Origin of the sequence: Sphingobacterium hungaricum (assembly GCF_015210005.1) — a bacterium.
GTDB lineage: Bacteria > Bacteroidota > Bacteroidia > Sphingobacteriales > Sphingobacteriaceae > Sphingobacterium > Sphingobacterium hungaricum.
In genome coordinates this window covers 2,143,644-2,161,509 of record NZ_MU158698.1, presented here as the reverse complement: position 1 = coordinate 2,161,509, position 17,866 = coordinate 2,143,644, and the positions used below count along the sequence as shown (strand labels likewise).

Sequence of the window (17,866 nt, the reverse complement as noted above, 5' to 3'; positions counted from 1 at the left end):
TATCCAAGTTAAAAAACCTTAATGCTTAAATTTTTTGCTATATTTAGGCTACATTTTAAACAGCATACCTAAAATTGATAAGATGAAAATAAGTGTAATTGGAGCAGGTGCAGTTGGTGCTACCACTGCAGATAATTTAGTCAGAAGAAATATTGTAGAAGAAATCGTTCTTCTGGATATTAAAGAAGGCGTAGCTGAAGGTAAAGCACAAGATATGATGCAAACCGCAGCGCTTCTGGGTTTTGATTCGAAAATCACCGGAGTGACCAATTCTTATGAACATACCGCTGGTTCTGCTGTTGCAGTGATTACTTCCGGAATTCCTAGAAAACCAGGAATGACGAGAGAAGAACTGATTGGCACCAACGCGAATATCGTCAAATCTGTTGTCGAAAATCTAGTTAAACATTCGCCAGATATCATTATTGTCGTAGTTTCCAATCCAATGGACACCATGACTTATTTAGCATTAAAATCAAGCGGACTACCAAAAAATAGAATCATCGGAATGGGAGGAACATTGGATTCAGCCCGATTTAAATACCAGCTTGCAAGTAAATTAAATGCTTCAGCAAACGATTTAAACGCAATTGTTGTTGGTGGCCATGGCGATACAACGATGATTCCTTTAATCGAACATGCAACATGGAACAGCATTCCTGTCAAGAATTTTTTAGACGCTGATGAGAAAGCAGACATTGTTAAAAAAACGATGGTCGGCGGAGCTACTTTGACGGCCTTAATCGGTACTTCAGCTTGGTATGCACCTGGAGCAGCTACAGCAGCGGTAGTAGAAAGCATCGTACTCAATCAAAATAAATTGTTCACGGCCTCCGTCTATCTGGAAGGTGAATTCGGACAAGAAAATATCAACTTAGGCGTTCCAGTAATTATAAACAATAAAGGATGGGACCGCATAGTTCCTTTAGAACTTTCGGACGATGAACAAGCTCTTTTCGCTGAAAGCGCAAATGCTGTTCGTAAAATGAATGATGTCTTAACGGAGAGCAACATTCTTTAGTTTATCATATTCATATTTTATGCAAAAAATTCCATTGGAAATCATCAACCTCGAGGGTGATGGTTTCCATATTCTTGTTGATGTTCATCTGTTAGACAAAACATTTAAAATGGTTTTGGATACAGGAGCATCAAAAACGGTTTTGGACAAAAACACATTAATCGAAGCTGGAATCCAAGATGAAGATTTCGAATCCACCAACATTATTTCGACAGGATTGGGAACAAATAGCATGGAGAGTTTTATGCTGAAAATCCCTGAATTGAGGTTGGAAAATTGGCTGATCAAAAATCACCTGACGGCTGTTTTGGATTTAAGCACGATCAATTACGCATACAATCAGATGAACTTTAGCCCCGTAGTTGGCGTATTGGGAGGTGATATCCTTCGCCAATATGGTGCGGTAATTGATTACAAAAAGAAAACCTTAACCCTAACGAACCGAAAATTAAAACTTAAATAGTTTTCGGTGGATATGGAGCCGCAAGTACGTATAGTATGAGATGGAGATCAGGACGCCAATAGTCCCCATCACATATAGAGTATGCTTAAGGCCAATCATTTCAGCAATTCCACCAATCAATAAACTTCCGACTGGAAAAACTCCTTGAAATGCCATTACATAATAACTCATTGTCCGCGCACGGTAAGCCGGAACAGCGTGAGTTTGGATATAGGTGTTGATGGATGAATTCTGCATCATCATTGCAAATGAAACACATATCGTAAAAAATAGCGCTGAAAGAAGGTAATGCGAAAATGCCAAAAGTAATAACGCAATCCCCATTAATAAGGACGCAAATAACACCCGGTATCGCAAATTATCCCCAGATTTCAGGCGCGCCATGTTGATTGCTCCGATCATGGCTCCCAAACCGGCAGCACTTTCGAACCAGGAAAAAGTTGCTTCATTTCCATTAAACAAATCTTTTGCAATCGCTGGAAGCAAGGAAGTATAAGGAATCACAAACAAACTGGACATCGTCATCAAGATAATAAGCGAGGCAATATGTGGCGAACGTTTTAGATACTTAAACCCTTCAACAAAACCGTCCCAATTATCACCGCCTAGATTTGGAATCGGTTTTTCCTTCACATTCATCAATAACAGGGTCGTAATGACCGCAAAGTAGCTCACAAAATTTAAAAAGAAACAGGTGGCCTCGCCATATTTACTTAGCAAGACACCTCCAATCGCAGGCCCTACCATTCGCGCAGCGTTAAAAACGGAAGAGTTTAACGCAATGGCATTGGGAAGATCCTTCTTATTGTCGACCAAAGAAACCAGCAAAGCCTGCCTTCCAACGACGTCATATGCATTAATGACACCTTGAATAAAACCCAAAATCGCTAATATAATAACCGTCTCATAGTTCAAATAAACTACTAACGTCAACACGCCCGCCTGTATCATCAGCAATACTTGCGTGATGAGCACAAGCTTATATTTCTTATGCTTGTCGACAAAACTGCCGATAAAAGGTGATAAAACTAAAGAAGGCAACAGCGAAATAAACGTCACTAAACCAAGTAGGAAAACGGAATCTGTTAATTGATAGACTAGCCAACTGATGGCTACGCGCTGCATCCATGTTCCTAAGAGCGATATGGATTGGCCGATGGTATGTAATCTGAAATTTGGGTATTCTAAGGATCTAAATATATTCATTATACGAAAGTCTGTGCAGACTTGTTCTTGAAATTGAGTTAAAATTTTATGTTGAAGATAATATACCTACATTTGTAACAGCAAAACAGAAATTTAGTTTTCATTAAATTAATATACACAAAACCTTATAATTAAACGATGAAATTTTTTATTGATACAGCGAATCTGGATCAAATTCGCGAAGCGCAAGACCTTGGCGTATTGGATGGCGTAACAACAAACCCAAGCTTAATGGCCAAAGAAGGCATTAGCGGTGATGAAAAAGTAATTAATCATTACAAAGCGATCTGTGAAATTGTTGATGGGGATGTAAGTGCTGAAGTTATCGCAACGGATTATGAAAACATGATTAAAGAAGGTGAAGCATTAGCTGCGTTAGATGACAAGATTGTTGTGAAGGTTCCGATGATTAAAGACGGTATCAAAGCAATAAAATATTTCAGTAAAAAAGGAATTAAAACAAACTGCACGCTTGTGTTCTCTGCAGGTCAAGCATTGCTTGCTGCGAAGGCGGGAGCGACTTATGTTTCTCCATTTATCGGTCGTTTGGACGACATCTCTGTAGATGGTTTGGGGCTGATTGAAGAGATCAGATTGATCTACGATAACTACGGTTTTACTACGCAAATCTTAGCGGCATCTGTTCGTAACAGCTCTCATATTTTGGGTTGCGCGAAGATTGGAGCTGACGTAATGACAGGTCCATTATCAGCAATTTTAGCTCTTTTAAAACATCCATTAACGGATAGCGGATTGGCAACTTTCTTGGCTGACCACGCAAAAGCAGCTGGTAAATAAATAGAAAAACATACAGTAAAAGCCCTTTTCAGCCCTTGGTCGGAAAGGGCTTTTTTATGCCTAAAATAATGCGTACTTTTAGGCATGAATAAGACCGAATCAACACCTGACTTTTCAGGTGTATTGCGCGAAAATAAATTAAAAGTGACTCAACCCAGACTTCGGGTTTTGGACTTAATCAATGCCAAGCAAACGGCCATTTCTCAACCCGAATTGGAGAAGGTTGTTGGCACTGAAATTGACCGCGTGACGCTCTACAGGATTCTTGCAAACTTCGAAGAAAAAGGAATTCTGCATAAAATTTTTGACTTGAATGGTACCGCAACGTATGCGCTTTGTTCTACAAATTGTTCCCAAGATCACCACCATGACCAGCACGCTCACTTCATTTGTTCATCCTGCAATAGCATCTTTTGCCTGGAGGAAATTAGCCTTCCAACAATCAAGATCCCTTCCAATTTCAAGCTTCAGGAAGTTGCAGTAAATGCGGTAGGCTTATGCGATAAGTGTGAGAATTTAGATTAAATTTGTCCCATACCAACATATTATCGATTTCATCCCTTAAAATCATTTTTGCAAAATAGACTGTAGAATGAATCCAAATTCATGGCTAAATAAACAAATTTTTCACAGGCTAAAAGTTAGCAAAATGAAAAATATAAATCTGTTTATTAACAATTTACAATTACAAATTAAATTTTAGAAGTAGATAAATAATTTTAGCAAAAACGTTCAAATTTTTATAAATTTTAAATCAATGCTGATTTACAGCAATTTAACAAATCACAAGAAAAAATATTTTAGCAAATACTAAGCATAAAAAATTATTAATTAGCTATTTATAGATGCTAAAATAAATAAAAACTTACTTCAATAAATCTCGGCTTGAATTTTTCAAATCCTTGCAGACTTGCTTCCAAGATTCCCATATAATTTCAGTATCTTGCAGTAACGCAAAACAGATAAATTATCCTTTTGCCCGATTCGAAATCTGCAACCTCTTCCCTACTATACCGGACAGATTGGATTTTGAAAAACAGATTAGAAATAAACACATGAAAGAAAAAAAAGAGAATCCATATAAAGAAGTTTTAACCAAACTCATCGTCGATGTATTTGAGAAAAATGACAACCAACCTTTAAACTACAAACAAGTTTCAGCGAAGCTGAATATCCAAGACAATGAAACGAAAGTTGCGGTTGCGGATGTGTTAAACGAGGCCTCCAAAGAAGGCTTGTTTGAGCAACCCGAAAAAGGAAAATTTAAGCTCAAAAAACTCAATGTTTATGTCATTGGAAAAGTAGACATGACAGCTGACGGCTCGGCTTATATTGTCCCAGAAGACGAACTTGAGAATGACATTTTTGTCGCTCCTAGAAAGCTGCGCCAAGCGCTACATAATGACATCGTCAAAGTGCACGTTTACGAACGCAAAAGCGGAAGGAAGAGAGAAGGCGAAGTTGTGGAAATCGTACAGCGAGCGAAAACAGATTTCACCGGCACAATTGACATTTCGTCATCTTATGCTTTCTTTCTTCCCGACGACAGAAAGATGCAGCACGACATCTTTATTCCACTGAATAATCTGAACGGCGCGAAGAATGGCGAGAAGGTTCTAGTTTCCATTTTGGAATGGCCGAAGAATGCGAAAAACCCTATCGGAACTGTAAAAAGCGTCCTAGGAAAGAAAGGCGAAAACAACACCGAGATGAATGCTATCCTAGCAGATTTCGGTTTCCCTTTATCGTTCCCTAAAGATGTTGAGGAAGAAGCGAACGCAATTCCAGAACAAGTGCAAGCAGCGGACCTGAAAAACAGACGTGACTTTAGAGATATCCTTACCTTCACGATTGACCCTTTCGATGCGAAAGATTTTGATGATGCCCTATCCTTTAAAAAATTGGACAATGGCAATTATGAAATTGGGGTGCATATCGCAGACGTTTCTCATTATGTAATCCCAGACACCGCATTGGACCGCGAGGCTTACGACCGCGCGACTTCAGTTTACCTTGTAGATCGCGTAATACCGATGTTGCCTGAGCGCCTGTCGAATGGCGTCTGCTCATTGAGGCCCAACGAAGATAAATTATGCTTCTCAGCGGTCTTTGAAATGGATGAGAAAGCAAATGTGCATAGCGAATGGTTTGGCCGTACGGTCATTCATTCCGACAGGAGATTTGCGTATGAGGAAGTTCAGGAAATCATAGAAAATAAAGCGGGAGAATTTTCGGACGAAATTTTGAAGCTAAACGAGCTTGCTTACTTACTTCGTGAGAAGAAATTTAAGAACGGCGCCATTAGTTTTGAAAGCGAAGAAGTCAAATTTCAGCTAGATGATACGGGCAAACCGATTGGCGTATACACCAAAGTCAGAAAAGATGCGCACAAATTGATTGAAGATTTCATGCTTTTGGCTAACCGGAAAGTTGCCGAATTTATCGGTAAGAAAGAAAAAGGCAAAAACAAATTAACTTTTGTCTATCGTTTCCATGATACACCAAAACCAGAATCGTTGACTACATTTTCACAATTTGCATCTCGTTTTGGACATAAATTGACCATTAAAACGGATAAAGAAACCGCAAAATCGTTGAATGCCTTAATGACCAAAATCGAAGGCAGCAAAGAGCAGAACTTATTGACTTCGCTAGCTGTGCGTTCGATGGCGAAAGCTATTTACACGACGAAAGCCACAAGCCATTATGGTTTAGCATTTGATTATTACACCCACTTCACCTCTCCTATCCGACGCTATCCGGATGTGATGGTGCACCGATTGCTGCAATTTTACTTAGATGGAGGCAAAAACGTCAATGCGGAGCATTATGAAAAAATGTCTGAGCATTCTTCCCAAAAAGAGAAAAAAGCCGCTGAAGCAGAGCGCGCATCCATTAAATACAAACAAGCTGAATATCTTCAGGATCAAATCGGGGTCGAATATAAAGGAATTGTTTCGGGCGTAACCGAATGGGGAATGTATGTAGAAATTGAAGAGAATAAATGTGAAGGAATGGTTCGCTTGCGAGACATCACGGATGATTTCTACACCTTGGACGAAAAGAACTTCGCCATTATCGGACAGCGAACAAAAAAGAAATATCAATTGGGCGATGAGGTCCAAATCATAGTGAAGAAAGTAGATCTGGAGAAAAGACAGATTGATTTTACCTTAATGAGTTAACTGTAAAAAAATTAAGTGGTGATTTAATTTATTAAAAAATTTCATCGCCACTGTCTCATAATTACCCATTTAATCGTTTCAGTTAAAATTTAAAACGACAAATTATGAAACTGGCGCTGAATCTTATTTTCATTGCGGTATTGTCTGTTTTGTCTGCTTGCAGTAAATCTGAAATAAATCTTATTGATAATACTCATTTATTGAATTCTTGGCAAATAGACACGAACGATCCAAATCCTGAAGTCAATCCGGAAAATTCAACATTTGAATCCTTTCAAAGAATTGAAGATGCTTGTGTATTGTATCATAAATTCACTTTTCAAGCAAATGGCGAATTAATCGAATATTACAATGCTCCAATGTGCAACTATACAACCTCATCAAAAACATTTGACTTTGAGTTAGATGAGATCAACAATAAATTAACGATTGAAGATTTTCAATACAATGAGGTAACTAACGACTATGAAGATGTTGAGTTTACTATCTTGACTTTGAATGAAAAAATCCTGAAGCTTAGTTATGTTGTAGATGGGAAGGTAATCGTTAGGGCTTTTAAGAGATACCCAAGCTCGTAGTTAAGAAAATAAAAACAGCCTTTGAAAAATTTCAAAGGCTGTTTGTTTAGCTAACCGTCCAAATGCCGAAGCATTTCATCGGTAAATAAAGCAAAATGGGGCTCTTGCGCAAATTTTTCATCGTTATAATTCTTTGAAGCACCTTTTGGAATGGAAAGCGTCCGCCAATTCGCAGCCGTGAGCATTTTGCCCAGCATCACGATCTGCCCGATATGGTAAGGATAATGCATCAATTGCCGATTGATCGCTTCGGTCACTGTATGCCCTTCATTGCGTATGTAAACGATCTTTTCTAGATCTTCATCTTTCAATTGTGCCAGATTTTCGAATAAAACTTCCCAAGAGTTTTCCCATTTGGCAATAATGCGCGAACTGTCCCGATCTTTCATTTCAAATTCCGCATCTCGGTCGCGCCAGTCCTTCTCGCCGTCGGTTGACAGGAAATCTGTAAACCTAGAAAGCATATTTCCTGAGACATGCTGCAGCAAAACAGCAATGCTATTGCTTTCTGTATTGTATTGCCAAAATAATTGTTCATCGTTCAGTTGAACAAGTGTGTTATCCGCTAATTTTTTATAATATAAAAAGAGCTTTTGAATGGAAGTTAGATAGCTCATGATTTTGAGGATTTATGTATATATTTTACGTTAATTAAATATAGCTAATAATATCAGGAATTAATTAATTTTAAAATCTTTGACAGCAATTAGACATTCAAAATCTTGAGCTTGGCGCAGTTTAACCGAAGATTAGCAAATCTAGCGTCTAATTTGCTTTGTAAAATAATTCGAAATCGAAAAACATTTTATAGCTAACTATTTATTATTCAAAATATTCTTACTATCTTTGCGGTTCAAAAATTAATTTACATAAATTAAAAAACAAAACAGGTAAATGCCTACTATTCAACAATTAGTTAGAAAAGGTAGAGTAGCTCTGGTTGATAAGAGTAAGTCACCAGCGTTGGACTCATGTCCACAGCGAAGAGGTGTATGTACACGTGTATATACTACTACCCCTAAAAAACCAAACTCAGCAATGCGTAAAGTAGCTCGTGTACGTTTAACAAACGGTAAAGAGGTGAATGCGTATATCCCAGGTGAAGGTCACAACTTACAAGAGCACTCGATCGTATTGATTCGTGGTGGTCGTGTGAAAGATTTACCAGGAGTTCGTTACCACATTATCCGTGGTGCATTAGATACTTCAGGTGTAGCTGGTCGTAACCAACGTCGTTCGAAATATGGAACTAAGCGTCCTAAACCAGGACAAGCAGCTGCAGCTCCAGCAAAAGGTAAAAAGAAATAAGTAAACGGAGGAAAGAGAAATGAGAAAATCAAAACCAAAAAAGAGAATCATTTTACCTGATCCAAAGTTTAACGACACTCAGGTAACACGTTTTGTAAATAACATGATGTATGATGGTAAAAAATCTACAGCTTATGATATTTTTTACAATGCGATTGAATTAGTAGAGCAAAAAACAAGCGAAAACGGTATCGAAACTTGGAAAAAAGCTTTGAATAATGTAATGCCAGCTGTAGAGGTTAAATCTCGTCGTGTTGGTGGTGCTAACTTTCAAGTTCCAATGGAAGTACGTCCTGAGCGTAAAATTGCTTTAGGTATGAAATGGTTAATTTCATATTCACGCAGACGTGGAGAAAAAACTATGTTCGAGAAATTAGCAGGAGAAATCATTTCAGCTTCTAAAGGTGAAGGTGCTGCTGTTAAGAAGAAAGAAGATACGCATAAAATGGCGGAAGCTAACAAAGCGTTCTCTCACTTCAGATTCTAATCGTGAACAAATAAAATGACTATACCGACGCTAGAGGCTAGATTATTTCTTTCCACTAAGTCGGTATATTTATTTAAAAAAACTTTAAAACAAAGCCAATTTTGGCTAATTGCTTAAAAATAGTATGTCAAGAGACTTAAAATTCACTAGAAATATCGGTATCGCAGCGCATATCGATGCTGGTAAAACAACAACAACTGAGCGTATTTTATACTATTCAGGTGTTAATCACAAAATTGGTGAGGTTCACGAAGGAGCTTCTACGATGGACTGGATGGAGCAAGAAGCAGAACGTGGTATCACGATTACTTCTGCTGCTACAACTGTTTTCTGGAACTACCGTAACAACAAATACCAAGTTAACGTAATCGATACTCCTGGACACGTGGATTTCACGGTTGAGGTAAATCGTTCATTACGCGTATTAGACGGATTAGTATTCTTATTTTCTGCAGTTGATGGTGTTGAGCCTCAGTCAGAGACTAACTGGCGCCTAGCTGACAACTACAATGTTCCTCGCTTAGGTTTCGTTAACAAAATGGACCGTTCTGGCGCTGACTTCTTGAAAGTTGTTAAACAAGTTAAAGAAATGTTAGGTTCTGATGCAGTTGCTTTGCAATTGCCTATCGGTGCTGAAGATTCGTTCAAAGGTGTTGTTGATTTAATCAATAACAGAGGTATCGTTTGGAATGAAGAAGATAAAGGAATGACTTTTACAGAAGTTCCTATTCCAGAAGATATGTTAGAAGAAGTAGCTGAATACCGCGAGAAATTATTAGAAGCAGTAGCTGGTTATGACGAATCATTAATGGAGAAATTCTTTGATGATCCAGATTCTTTAACAGAGCGCGAAATCCTTGATGCTTTGCGTAAAGCAGTTTTGGATAACTCAATCGTTCCTATGGTTTGTGGTTCTTCTTTCAAAAATAAAGGTGTACAAACAATGTTGGATTTGGTAATGGAATTATTGCCTTCTCCAATGGATTCAGAAGGTGTTAAAGGTACTAACCCTGACACTGGTGCTGAAATCATCCGTAAACCAGATGTAAAAGAGCCATTTGCAGCTTTAGGATTTAAAATCGCTACTGACCCTTTTGTAGGTCGTTTGTGTTTTATCCGTGCTTACTCAGGTAAATTAGATGCAGGTTCTTACGTATTGAACACACGTTCAGGAAATAAAGAACGTATTTCTCGTATCTTCCAAATGCACGCTAACAAACAAAATCCTATCCCTTTCATCGAGGCTGGAGATATTGGTGCAGTAGTTGGATTTAAAGATATCAAAACTGGAGATACTTTATGTGATGAAAAAAACCCTATCGTTTTAGAATCCATGAATTTCCCAGAGCCAGTTATCGGTTTAGCAATTGAGCCTAAAACTCAAGCTGACGTAGATAAATTAGGTATTGCTTTAGGTAAATTATCAGAAGAAGATCCTACATTCGTTGTAAAATCAGATGAAGAAACTGGTCAAACAGTAATTTCAGGAATGGGCGAGCTTCACTTAGAAATCTTAATCGACCGTTTACGTCGTGAGTTCAAAGTAGAAGTTAACCAAGGAGCTCCTCAAGTAGCATACAAGGAGTCTATCACAGGAACTACAGAACACCGTGAAGTTTACAAAAAACAATCAGGTGGTCGTGGTAAATTTGCAGACATCAAAGTTGTTATTTCTCCAGCAGATGCTGATTACGATTTAACAAAATCACCTCTTCAATTCGTAAACGAAATTGTCGGTGGATCTATTCCTAAAGAGTACATCCCTTCAGTTGGTAAAGGTTTTGAAGGTTCAATGAACAATGGTGTTTTAGCTGGTTATCCATTATCAGGAATGAAAGTTCGTTTAATTGACGGATCATTCCACGCAGTCGATTCAGATTCATTATCTTTCGAATTAGCTGCTCGTATGGCATACCGCGAAGCATTGCCTAAATGTAATCCAGTATTAATGGAGCCAATCATGAAGGTAGAAGTGCTTACACCAGAAGAAAACATGGGTGATGTAATGGGTGACTTAAACCGTCGTCGTGGTTTGATGCAAGGTCTTGATTCTCGTAACGGAGCTCAAGTAATCAAAGCATTGGTTCCACTTTCTGAAATGTTTGGTTACGTAACACAATTACGTACGATCACTTCAGGCCGTGCAACTTCGACAATGGAGTTTGATCATTATGCTGAAGCACCTCGTAACGTTCAAGAAGACGTTATCGCTAAAGCAAAAGGTAAAGTATAAAAAACAAATCCAGTCTTCCGTTGTGAATAGCTCTAACGGAAGGCTATTATAATTAAATAAATAACATGAGCCAAAGAATCAGAATCAAATTGAAATCTTACGATTACAATTTAGTTGACAAATCAGCTGAGAAAATCGTAAAAACTGTAAAACCTACGGGTGCAGTAGTTAGTGGACCTATTCCATTGCCTTCTGAGAAGAAAATTTACACCGTATTACGTTCACCACACGTAAACAAGAAAGCGCGTGAGCAATTTCAATTATGTGCGTACAAACGTTTATTGGATATCTACTCTTCTAACTCGAAGACTGTTGACGCTTTAATGAAACTTGAATTACCTTCAGGTGTTGAAGTTGAAATCAAAGTGTGATAGAAGTATCAATTTGAAAACAAAAAGGCTTTTAATTTATTTTAAAAGCCTTTTTTATTGATGTTCTAGGTCGTCAATTTCCTAAACCATCATTTCCGTTTGGTCAAGAGCTCCAGCAAATTTTTATAAGGAGCATCCTTCTTATCCTCCTCTCCTAACAGAAATCCCCAGGCCTTCAATTCTGTAATCCGGTCGAAAATAATTTTCAATACAGCCAGAATCGGAATCGCTAAGAACATGCCTGATATTCCCCAAAGCATTTCTCCAACAATAATCGCCATCATGGCAAACAATGAATTTACCTGCACTTTGGATCCAACAATTTTTGGGACAATAAAATTGCTATCAATTAAATGAATGACAATTAATGCGATGACGACAAATACCACATTGGTCAATGAAGATGTCGCCAGGGTGATTAAAGAAATTATCAGGACGGAAATAAAAATGCCGATGTAAGGAAGAATATTAAACACACCCGTAATGATAGAAAGCAGCAAGCTGTATTTTACTCCGATTATTGACAATGCAATAAAGGTTAGCGTAGCGACCAAGAACATTTGGATAAACAAACCGATAATGTACTTTTTAACGACATATTGTACCTGATGTACGATATCCCAAACAATGCTGTGGTCTTTTTCTTTATTCAATAATAATAAAAAACGAACGATATGTCCTCTGTAAATCAAAATAAAGAAAGCATATAAAAATGTAAAAACAAATAAAATAAATAGAGAAGAGATAGACAGTAAAGCGATGCCCACGATCGCCGTTCCTTGGCTAACGGATTTTGCGGCTGTTGTATTTATATAGGCTATCTGTTCATGATAGGCAATTCCAAATCGTGATTGAATCCAATCTTGAGTATCGTGAAATCCATCCATTATCTGTTTTTCAAAAGCAGGCCAGTCATTTTTCAGCATGGTCAGCTGAGACCCAAGCAAGGTAAATAAACCACCTATAATTCCAAAAAACAAGAGCAATGCAACGATTGCGGCAAGCGTGCGCGGAAATTTCAGCTTTCGTTCAAAAAAATTACTCACAGGCGTTAACAATAAAGCGATCAGGCTCCCTAAAATAAAAGGAACAATAATCGTTTGTCCTATGCTCATCAAGTATCCCAAAGCGATGATACTGATTAGAACGCAAGCGAATTTTACATAAAAAGGCAATCGAATAAATCTTTCCATTAGATTAGTTTAGTATTCTTTGTAAACAAATGTACTGTTGTTTTATGGAAATAATTTAATTTGAGCCGGGAAGTTTGCGATTTGTAAATAAAAAAGGACTCCGAAAAGTCCTTTTAAAGATAATTTTATGCTTTCTTAGAATTGGAAGCCAATACCGAAGTTCAATGTACGGCTTGAGTAATTATTATCGCTATTGTCTGAAGGATTTAAATTCGTTAATCCCAATCCGTAACCTGCGTTTATTAACAAACCATTGTTAAATTTGTAACCAGCCATAAAGTTAGCACCAGCATCGATCAGGTTCATATCCTTATCATCTCCTGAAAACTTAATATCAGTCTTAATTTCTGTATCGGATAAATCATCTGGCATTTTTTGCTTACCCGAAATATTAAATCCAATGTATGGTCCCGCACCTATAAATACGTTTCCATTTCCTGCCGGAATATAGTAAACTGCATTTACAGGGATTTCAACTGACATTAAATTTCTATCAACATTAAAGGTTTCAACAACTCCGCCCCAAGTTGTGGCTGAATAACTACTGCCTTTACCTTGTAGAGAAACTCCAGGTTGAATAGAGAAATTATTAGCTATCGGAAGATCAGCGAAACCAGTTACATGGAAAGATGTAATCATTTTTTGATTATCACTGTAGTTTCCACTAAATTTACCTAAGTTTACACCAGCCTTTAAACCATAACTTACTTGAGCATTCGCCCCAATGGCCAATAGCAGGCCAACACTTAGTGATAGTAAAACTTTTTTCATAATTTTTTATAATATTTATCATCACAACTATTAATTAATTAATAATAAATAAAATATTTTTTTTGAATTTACGGCATTACAGCAACCTATATAAAAAGCGGAGCATTTTGCGAGCATGAAAAATCCGAAAACAAAAAAAGGACTCCGAAGAGTCCTTTTAAAAATCATATTAGCCTTTCTTAGAATTGGAAACCAATTCCGAAGTTCAATGTACGGCTTGAGTAATTATTATCGCTGTTGTCAGATGGATTCAAATTCGTTAATCCTAATCCGTAACCCGCGTTAATCAATAAACCATTGTTAACCTTGTAGCCAGCCATAAAGTTAGCACCAGCATCAATCAGGTTCATATTCTTATTATCTCCAGAAAATTTAATATCATTTTCCCCTTCAACACCCCAATCACCAATCGACCCGCTCGTTTTAGTCTTCCCTGAAACATTGAATCCAATATATGGACCTAAACCCAAATAAACATTTCCAGCTCCTGCAGGAATATAATAAACAGCATTAACTGGAATCTCAACTGACATAACATTTGTAGTAGACTTCCCATCTAAGCCATCTCCATCATAATTAAATTTCGAACCTTTACCTTGTAAAGAGACTCCAGGTTGAATGGAAAAATTTGACGCTACAGGTAAATCAGCGAAACCTGTCACATAGAACGAAGGATTCATAACCTGATAATCTTTTGCCGCATCTGAAACATTTGAAAATTTACCTAAGTTAACACCAGCTTTTAAACCGTAACTTACTTGAGCTTGCGCTCCTGCAGCTAAAAATAATGCTGCTCCTAATGATAGTAAAACTTTTTTCATAATAGTAATTTTAAATTTTGTTTAATCTTTGGATGATATCATGCAACATTCAGACCAAACTATAAAATGAATAAGTTAAATAAATTAATCAATTGATTATCAATCACATTAATAAATTAAATTTATAAAAATATTGGTTAAATTAATTTACATTTTCGACTGAAGAATATATGATGGCTGCTAAAAAACCTTATTTCAATTATTTATAAACATTAGGTTGTATATATCATTTAGAAAGATTATTTTTGCATTCCTTTATGGGAATAAGGGTCGGATGGCCGAGTGGCTAGGCAGAGGTCTGCAAAACCTCCTACAGCGGTTCGAATCCGCTTCCGACCTCGTTTTATTTACAAGTAAAAAATTAAAATCATGGGTGTTACTCGTTTAAAAAGAAAAGATAGAAGAAACAAAAATGTGGCTAAAGTTGAAGTTCAATTTTTGAAATTAGGCCGTAATATTGAATTAGGTGATCGTTCGAAAATGGCTAAACATAGCCAAATCACGAAAAACGATGCTGTTTTAAATTCTTTGACATCAGCTAAGTAATTTATTCTTCTTTAAGAGTTTAAAAGACCGCAATATGCGGTCTTTTTTTTGTGCACACTATTTTAACAATCTTTAAGAATCATTAACAAAATTTAAGTCTTGCATATTTAGTAATTCAATATCATTGCATATCAAATTATTAAATTATGAAAAATCTAAAAATTGCAATTTGCTTATCAATATCGTTGTTGCTATTTTCCAGTTGCAGTAAGATTTTAATATCCATGTATGGTGTTAAAAACTCAAAACATTTTACAGAAAAAGAATTAATCGCTTGGGCTAAGGACTACAATATTCCACAGGAAGATGTATTTACGCTGGATAGTTCTTACTTTTCATTCCTAAAAAATATAGACACGCTTGAAGTCGAAAATCATCATTCTTATGTTAGCGATCGATCACAGCCGTTACAAGCACTGTATTATGACGAAAAAGGCGATTTAGTTTCTTATCAAATCAATTGTTATGCTGGAGGATTTCCAAACCTAAAATGGAATAGAAATGGGAATTTCGAAACATTCATGCCTAAAATCCAAGCTCCGTTAGATTCTACGCTGACTTTAAAAACGCATTTAACATTCTTTAATAAGGTATCAACATCGAAAATAGTTAGCCCGGATGACTACGACTACGTAGTAGTTGTTTATTGGAGTAGATTTATGGGACGCCAAAGCAAGCGCCTAATTCGCTATGTCCAAGAAAATGCAAAGCTTTCTAAAAATAAATCTGTAAAAACAATCTATGTAAATAACGACCAGATATATGCTGACAGAGATCATTAAGAATTTTTCAACAAATGAACCAGCTCTTCTACTTTTTTCTTGGATGTCCTAAAAGTCGTTTCATTCATATCGGAAACATGAGGTTGATCATAAGTCATCGAAGAAGAAATTGTTTCTTTTGCGGAAGCATGAATACTTGTACAACCCGTATGATGTAAGATTTCTAAAATATTTTCATTGTTCACCCCTGCTCCGGGCATAATTTCAATACGTCCATTCGATTGCTGCTGCAAAGTCTGTAGCCTATTTTTACCTTCTAAAGCAGTATCTGCAAGGCCGGAAGTCAAAATCCGAATACAGCCCAAAGAAATAACTTCTTCAAGCGCTTTCTCTGCATCCAGGCATTTATCAAAAGCGCGATGGAAAACGACTTTCATTGGCGAAGCCAATGAAATAATTTCTTCCATCTTTTCCAAATCAACATTCCCGTCAGGCAACAAAGCTCCAAAAACAATTGATTCACATTTCAGCTCTTTACAGAATAAAACATCTTCTTTAATCGCTTCCCATTCAGACTCATCATACACAAAGTCGCCTCCGCGCGGACGAATCAGTACGTTCACCCCTATGTGCAGTTTTTCCTTAACCAGTTTGATCTGCCCATATGAGGGAGTAGTACCACCGTTCTCCAAATTTGTACACAATTCAATCCGGCTTGCTCCTGCTTCTTGAGCAATTAGTGCTGACGCCAAAGAATTCGCACAAATTTCCAACTGAATACCATTGATTTTTTTGTCCATTTTTTATTTATTCATTTGCCAGAAAACTTTTTCGTTAATCTATCTTCGGCAATCCTTTTAGAAACAGCTAAAATAAAAAATTGCTTTTGTATGCGCGTGATTTTATGCGCTTATTTAATTGTTGCCTTCCTTATCGATAATTTCTATCTTGCAACGATAAATAATAAAGCTGTAAATACCTTTCCAAATGAGCAAACTGATTCGAATTTTTCTGATTATCAATATTGACATTCTAATTCTCTATATGCTGATTTTTTTGAACATTCAATTTTTCCAATCGGAAACGCTCTCGAACATATTGATGTTTCTGCATAAAAATCTAATTTTCTTAATCGCGGTATTCGTTATTTTTAGCTTGATGTATTCCTTATTCGCTTATTATAAAAAAGCCAACATCAAAAACAATGTTTGGTTAAGCATTATCAGCTTAATAAATATCGTCATTGTGTTTTTCGTCCCTTATTTATTCTTTAAATAAAAATCAATATCTTCGATAGAAAATAGAAAACAATATGGCTATAGATGTAAACAACAAAGATTTGCTAAATGAGAAGTTAGCGGGATTACATGCTGATACCGCTCCAAATTTTGGCAGAATGACTGCTCAGCATATGTTAGAACATTTGTCAGCGACAGTTCTATTTTCGAATGGAAAGCTAAAGGCTAAGCTATACATCCCAGAGGAAAAGGCCGAATCGATGAAACAGTATTTGGTTTACACAGATAACGAATTTCCGATGGGCATAAAAGCGCCAATGCTTAATGATGAGCTCCCTCCTCTTCGTTTTCCTGATTTAGAAACAGTTAAAGAACGCTTGATTTTAGAATTAGAACGTTTTAAACTCTTCTTTGACGAAAATCCAGATGCGAAGACCATGCATCCAACTCTTGGCGAACTGACGTATGACGAATGGAAAATTGTTCATGATAAACATTTTGCACATCATTTTAAACAATTTGGCCTATGACAGCATTAAAGACGAAAAGAACTTGCCCAGAAGGATATGTTTTTTATAAAGCTTCCGATTGCAACACATGCCCAACCTGCGAGAAAAACAGCAAACCCACCACTGGATTTCTTTCTGCATTTAGTGCGCCCGTACGAAGAGCTTTGGCTTCCGAAGCCATTGACTCTGTTGAGAAATTAGCAACTTATTCAGAAAAAGAAATATTGAAACTTCATGGCATAGGCAAATCCAGCCTGCCCATTTTCTACAAAAACCTAAGCGATGCTGGATTATCTTTCAAAGATTAAATCCATTTCAACTAAAGCACAAAATAGCCATCGGAAAACAGGGTAACAATAATATATTTTTAAACCATTACGATAAAATCCACCAATTTAATAGATTAAATTAAGCTA

20 protein-coding genes and 1 tRNA gene are annotated in these 17,866 nt (G+C 36.8%); 15 read left to right on the top strand and 6 right to left on the bottom strand.

The annotated features are described in order from the left end of the window. The first annotated feature begins 82 nt into the window (after nucleotides 1-82). Both C4F49_RS12620 and C4F49_RS12615 read left to right on the top strand, forming a co-directional pair. Nucleotides 83-1,021 (top strand): malate dehydrogenase, encoded by a 939-nt coding sequence (locus C4F49_RS12620; protein WP_196936191.1) that lies wholly within the window; start codon nucleotides 83-85, stop codon nucleotides 1,019-1,021. Nucleotides 1,022-1,040: 19 nt separating this feature from the next. Beyond that, on the top strand, nucleotides 1,041-1,484 hold the full coding sequence (locus C4F49_RS12615; protein ID WP_196936190.1) for a retroviral-like aspartic protease family protein: 444 nt from the start codon (nucleotides 1,041-1,043) through the stop codon (nucleotides 1,482-1,484). Here the strand turns inward: C4F49_RS12615 and C4F49_RS12610 are convergent. Continuing rightward, nucleotides 1,470-2,690: an MFS transporter gene (locus tag C4F49_RS12610; RefSeq protein ID WP_196936189.1), complete on the bottom strand. Its 1,221-nt coding sequence runs from the start codon at nucleotides 2,688-2,690 to the stop codon at nucleotides 1,470-1,472. The two genes, C4F49_RS12615 and C4F49_RS12610, sit on opposite strands and share 15 nt — an antisense overlap. Before the next feature lie 138 nt (nucleotides 2,691-2,828). Here C4F49_RS12610 and fsa point away from each other — a divergent pair, with 138 nt between their 5' ends. The 4 genes from fsa to C4F49_RS12590 all read left to right on the top strand — a co-directional run bounded on the left by fsa (nucleotide 2,829) and on the right by C4F49_RS12590 (nucleotide 7,251). Further along, nucleotides 2,829-3,488 carry a fructose-6-phosphate aldolase gene (fsa, locus tag C4F49_RS12605; RefSeq protein WP_196936188.1) on the top strand — a complete coding sequence of 220 codons (660 nt, stop codon included), beginning with the start codon at nucleotides 2,829-2,831 and terminating at the stop codon, nucleotides 3,486-3,488. Nucleotides 3,489-3,572: 84 nt separating this feature from the next. Continuing rightward, entirely contained in the window at nucleotides 3,573-4,013 is a 441-nt protein-coding gene (locus C4F49_RS12600; RefSeq protein ID WP_196936187.1) for a Fur family transcriptional regulator, read from the top strand. Nucleotides 4,014-4,543: 530 nt separating this feature from the next. Then, nucleotides 4,544-6,673 carry a ribonuclease R gene (rnr, locus tag C4F49_RS12595; RefSeq protein WP_196936186.1) on the top strand — a complete coding sequence of 710 codons (2,130 nt, stop codon included), beginning with the start codon at nucleotides 4,544-4,546 and terminating at the stop codon, nucleotides 6,671-6,673. Between the two features lie 104 nt (nucleotides 6,674-6,777). Continuing rightward, nucleotides 6,778-7,251 carry a lipocalin family protein gene (locus C4F49_RS12590; protein ID WP_196936185.1) on the top strand — a complete coding sequence of 158 codons (474 nt, stop codon included), beginning with the start codon at nucleotides 6,778-6,780 and terminating at the stop codon, nucleotides 7,249-7,251. Nucleotides 7,252-7,301: 50 nt separating this feature from the next. Here C4F49_RS12590 and C4F49_RS12585 read toward each other — a convergent pair whose 3' ends face one another. Continuing rightward, nucleotides 7,302-7,868: a DUF1572 family protein gene (locus C4F49_RS12585; protein ID WP_196936184.1), complete on the bottom strand. Its 567-nt coding sequence runs from the start codon at nucleotides 7,866-7,868 to the stop codon at nucleotides 7,302-7,304. Between the two features lie 277 nt (nucleotides 7,869-8,145). Between C4F49_RS12585 and rpsL the strand changes: the two genes are divergently transcribed. The 4 genes from rpsL to rpsJ all read left to right on the top strand — a co-directional run bounded on the left by rpsL (nucleotide 8,146) and on the right by rpsJ (nucleotide 11,650). Beyond that, nucleotides 8,146-8,559: a 30S ribosomal protein S12 gene (rpsL, locus tag C4F49_RS12580; protein ID WP_002993550.1), complete on the top strand. Its 414-nt coding sequence runs from the start codon at nucleotides 8,146-8,148 to the stop codon at nucleotides 8,557-8,559. Nucleotides 8,560-8,578: 19 nt separating this feature from the next. Further along, a complete protein-coding gene (gene rpsG, locus C4F49_RS12575) occupies nucleotides 8,579-9,046 on the top strand; it encodes a 30S ribosomal protein S7 (RefSeq protein WP_196936183.1) in 468 nt (155 codons plus the stop codon). 124 nt (nucleotides 9,047-9,170) lie between these two features. Next, complete coding sequence (gene fusA / locus C4F49_RS12570; protein WP_196936182.1) at nucleotides 9,171-11,279, top strand: elongation factor G; 2,109 nt, start codon at nucleotides 9,171-9,173, stop codon at nucleotides 11,277-11,279. Between the two features lie 65 nt (nucleotides 11,280-11,344). Continuing rightward, nucleotides 11,345-11,650 carry a 30S ribosomal protein S10 gene (gene rpsJ / locus C4F49_RS12565; RefSeq protein WP_196936181.1) on the top strand — a complete coding sequence of 102 codons (306 nt, stop codon included), beginning with the start codon at nucleotides 11,345-11,347 and terminating at the stop codon, nucleotides 11,648-11,650. An 89-nt stretch (nucleotides 11,651-11,739) separates the two neighbouring features. On the opposite strand, the gene C4F49_RS12560 is transcribed toward rpsJ, so the two are convergent. The 3 genes from C4F49_RS12560 to C4F49_RS12550 form a co-directional block, all read right to left on the bottom strand. Then, entirely contained in the window at nucleotides 11,740-12,843 is a 1,104-nt protein-coding gene (locus tag C4F49_RS12560; RefSeq protein ID WP_196936180.1) for an AI-2E family transporter, read from the bottom strand. Nucleotides 12,844-12,978: 135 nt separating this feature from the next. Beyond that, nucleotides 12,979-13,614, bottom strand: a complete 636-nt coding sequence (locus tag C4F49_RS12555) for a porin family protein (RefSeq protein WP_196936179.1) — start codon at nucleotides 13,612-13,614, stop codon at nucleotides 12,979-12,981. 179 nt (nucleotides 13,615-13,793) lie between these two features. Then, complete coding sequence (locus C4F49_RS12550) at nucleotides 13,794-14,435, bottom strand: porin family protein (RefSeq protein WP_196936178.1); 642 nt, start codon at nucleotides 14,433-14,435, stop codon at nucleotides 13,794-13,796. 268 nt (nucleotides 14,436-14,703) lie between these two features. On the opposite strand from C4F49_RS12550, the gene C4F49_RS12545 reads away from it, so the two are divergent. The 3 genes from C4F49_RS12545 to C4F49_RS12535 all read left to right on the top strand — a co-directional run bounded on the left by C4F49_RS12545 (nucleotide 14,704) and on the right by C4F49_RS12535 (nucleotide 15,763). Next, nucleotides 14,704-14,774, top strand: a tRNA-Cys gene (locus C4F49_RS12545). A gap of 30 nt (nucleotides 14,775-14,804) precedes the next feature. Further along, the gene (locus C4F49_RS12540) at nucleotides 14,805-14,981 is read left to right on the top strand and encodes a spore protein (protein WP_196936177.1); all 177 of its coding nucleotides are present in this window, start codon (nucleotides 14,805-14,807) and stop codon (nucleotides 14,979-14,981) included. 146 nt (nucleotides 14,982-15,127) lie between these two features. Beyond that, nucleotides 15,128-15,763, top strand: a complete 636-nt coding sequence (locus C4F49_RS12535) for a hypothetical protein (RefSeq protein WP_196936176.1) — start codon at nucleotides 15,128-15,130, stop codon at nucleotides 15,761-15,763. Here the strand turns inward: C4F49_RS12535 and C4F49_RS12530 are convergent. Further along, nucleotides 15,760-16,503, bottom strand: coding sequence for a copper homeostasis protein CutC (locus C4F49_RS12530; protein WP_196936175.1), 744 nt, complete (start codon nucleotides 16,501-16,503; stop codon nucleotides 15,760-15,762). The two genes, C4F49_RS12535 and C4F49_RS12530, sit on opposite strands and share 4 nt — an antisense overlap. Before the next feature lie 512 nt (nucleotides 16,504-17,015). Between C4F49_RS12530 and C4F49_RS12525 the strand changes: the two genes are divergently transcribed. Together C4F49_RS12525 and C4F49_RS12520 are read left to right on the top strand one after the other, a co-directional pair. Then, entirely contained in the window at nucleotides 17,016-17,471 is a 456-nt protein-coding gene (locus tag C4F49_RS12525; RefSeq protein ID WP_196936174.1) for a DUF1569 domain-containing protein, read from the top strand. Further along, entirely contained in the window at nucleotides 17,468-17,758 is a 291-nt protein-coding gene (locus C4F49_RS12520; protein WP_196936173.1) for a helix-hairpin-helix domain-containing protein, read from the top strand. Before C4F49_RS12525 ends, C4F49_RS12520 begins: the two co-directional genes overlap by 4 nt. Nucleotides 17,759-17,866: the final 108 nt, after the last annotated feature.

Excerpts from the sequence above, each read along its gene's own strand:
- C4F49_RS12540 (WP_196936177.1), top strand. The coding sequence starts at position 14,805 with ATGGGTGTTACTCGTTTAAAAAGAAAAGATAGAAGAAACAAAAATGTG.
- C4F49_RS12585 (WP_196936184.1), bottom strand. The coding sequence starts at position 7,868 with ATGAGCTATCTAACTTCCATTCAAAAGCTCTTTTTATATTATAAAAAA.
- C4F49_RS12550 (WP_196936178.1), bottom strand. The coding sequence starts at position 14,435 with ATGAAAAAAGTTTTACTATCATTAGGAGCAGCATTATTTTTAGCTGCA.
- rpsL (WP_002993550.1), top strand. The coding sequence starts at position 8,146 with ATGCCTACTATTCAACAATTAGTTAGAAAAGGTAGAGTAGCTCTGGTT.
- C4F49_RS12610 (WP_196936189.1), bottom strand. The coding sequence starts at position 2,690 with ATGAATATATTTAGATCCTTAGAATACCCAAATTTCAGATTACATACC.
- fsa (WP_196936188.1), top strand. The coding sequence starts at position 2,829 with ATGAAATTTTTTATTGATACAGCGAATCTGGATCAAATTCGCGAAGCG.
- C4F49_RS12560 (WP_196936180.1), bottom strand. The coding sequence starts at position 12,843 with ATGGAAAGATTTATTCGATTGCCTTTTTATGTAAAATTCGCTTGCGTT.
- rpsJ (WP_196936181.1), top strand. The coding sequence starts at position 11,345 with ATGAGCCAAAGAATCAGAATCAAATTGAAATCTTACGATTACAATTTA.
- rpsG (WP_196936183.1), top strand. The coding sequence starts at position 8,579 with ATGAGAAAATCAAAACCAAAAAAGAGAATCATTTTACCTGATCCAAAG.
- C4F49_RS12620 (WP_196936191.1), top strand. The coding sequence starts at position 83 with ATGAAAATAAGTGTAATTGGAGCAGGTGCAGTTGGTGCTACCACTGCA.
- C4F49_RS12555 (WP_196936179.1), bottom strand. The coding sequence starts at position 13,614 with ATGAAAAAAGTTTTACTATCACTAAGTGTTGGCCTGCTATTGGCCATT.
- C4F49_RS12590 (WP_196936185.1), top strand. The coding sequence starts at position 6,778 with ATGAAACTGGCGCTGAATCTTATTTTCATTGCGGTATTGTCTGTTTTG.
- C4F49_RS12530 (WP_196936175.1), bottom strand. The coding sequence starts at position 16,503 with ATGGACAAAAAAATCAATGGTATTCAGTTGGAAATTTGTGCGAATTCT.
- rnr (WP_196936186.1), top strand. The coding sequence starts at position 4,544 with ATGAAAGAAAAAAAAGAGAATCCATATAAAGAAGTTTTAACCAAACTC.
- fusA (WP_196936182.1), top strand. The coding sequence starts at position 9,171 with ATGTCAAGAGACTTAAAATTCACTAGAAATATCGGTATCGCAGCGCAT.
- C4F49_RS12525 (WP_196936174.1), top strand. The coding sequence starts at position 17,016 with ATGGCTATAGATGTAAACAACAAAGATTTGCTAAATGAGAAGTTAGCG.
- C4F49_RS12535 (WP_196936176.1), top strand. The coding sequence starts at position 15,128 with ATGAAAAATCTAAAAATTGCAATTTGCTTATCAATATCGTTGTTGCTA.
- C4F49_RS12615 (WP_196936190.1), top strand. The coding sequence starts at position 1,041 with ATGCAAAAAATTCCATTGGAAATCATCAACCTCGAGGGTGATGGTTTC.
- C4F49_RS12600 (WP_196936187.1), top strand. The coding sequence starts at position 3,573 with ATGAATAAGACCGAATCAACACCTGACTTTTCAGGTGTATTGCGCGAA.
- C4F49_RS12520 (WP_196936173.1), top strand. The coding sequence starts at position 17,468 with ATGACAGCATTAAAGACGAAAAGAACTTGCCCAGAAGGATATGTTTTT.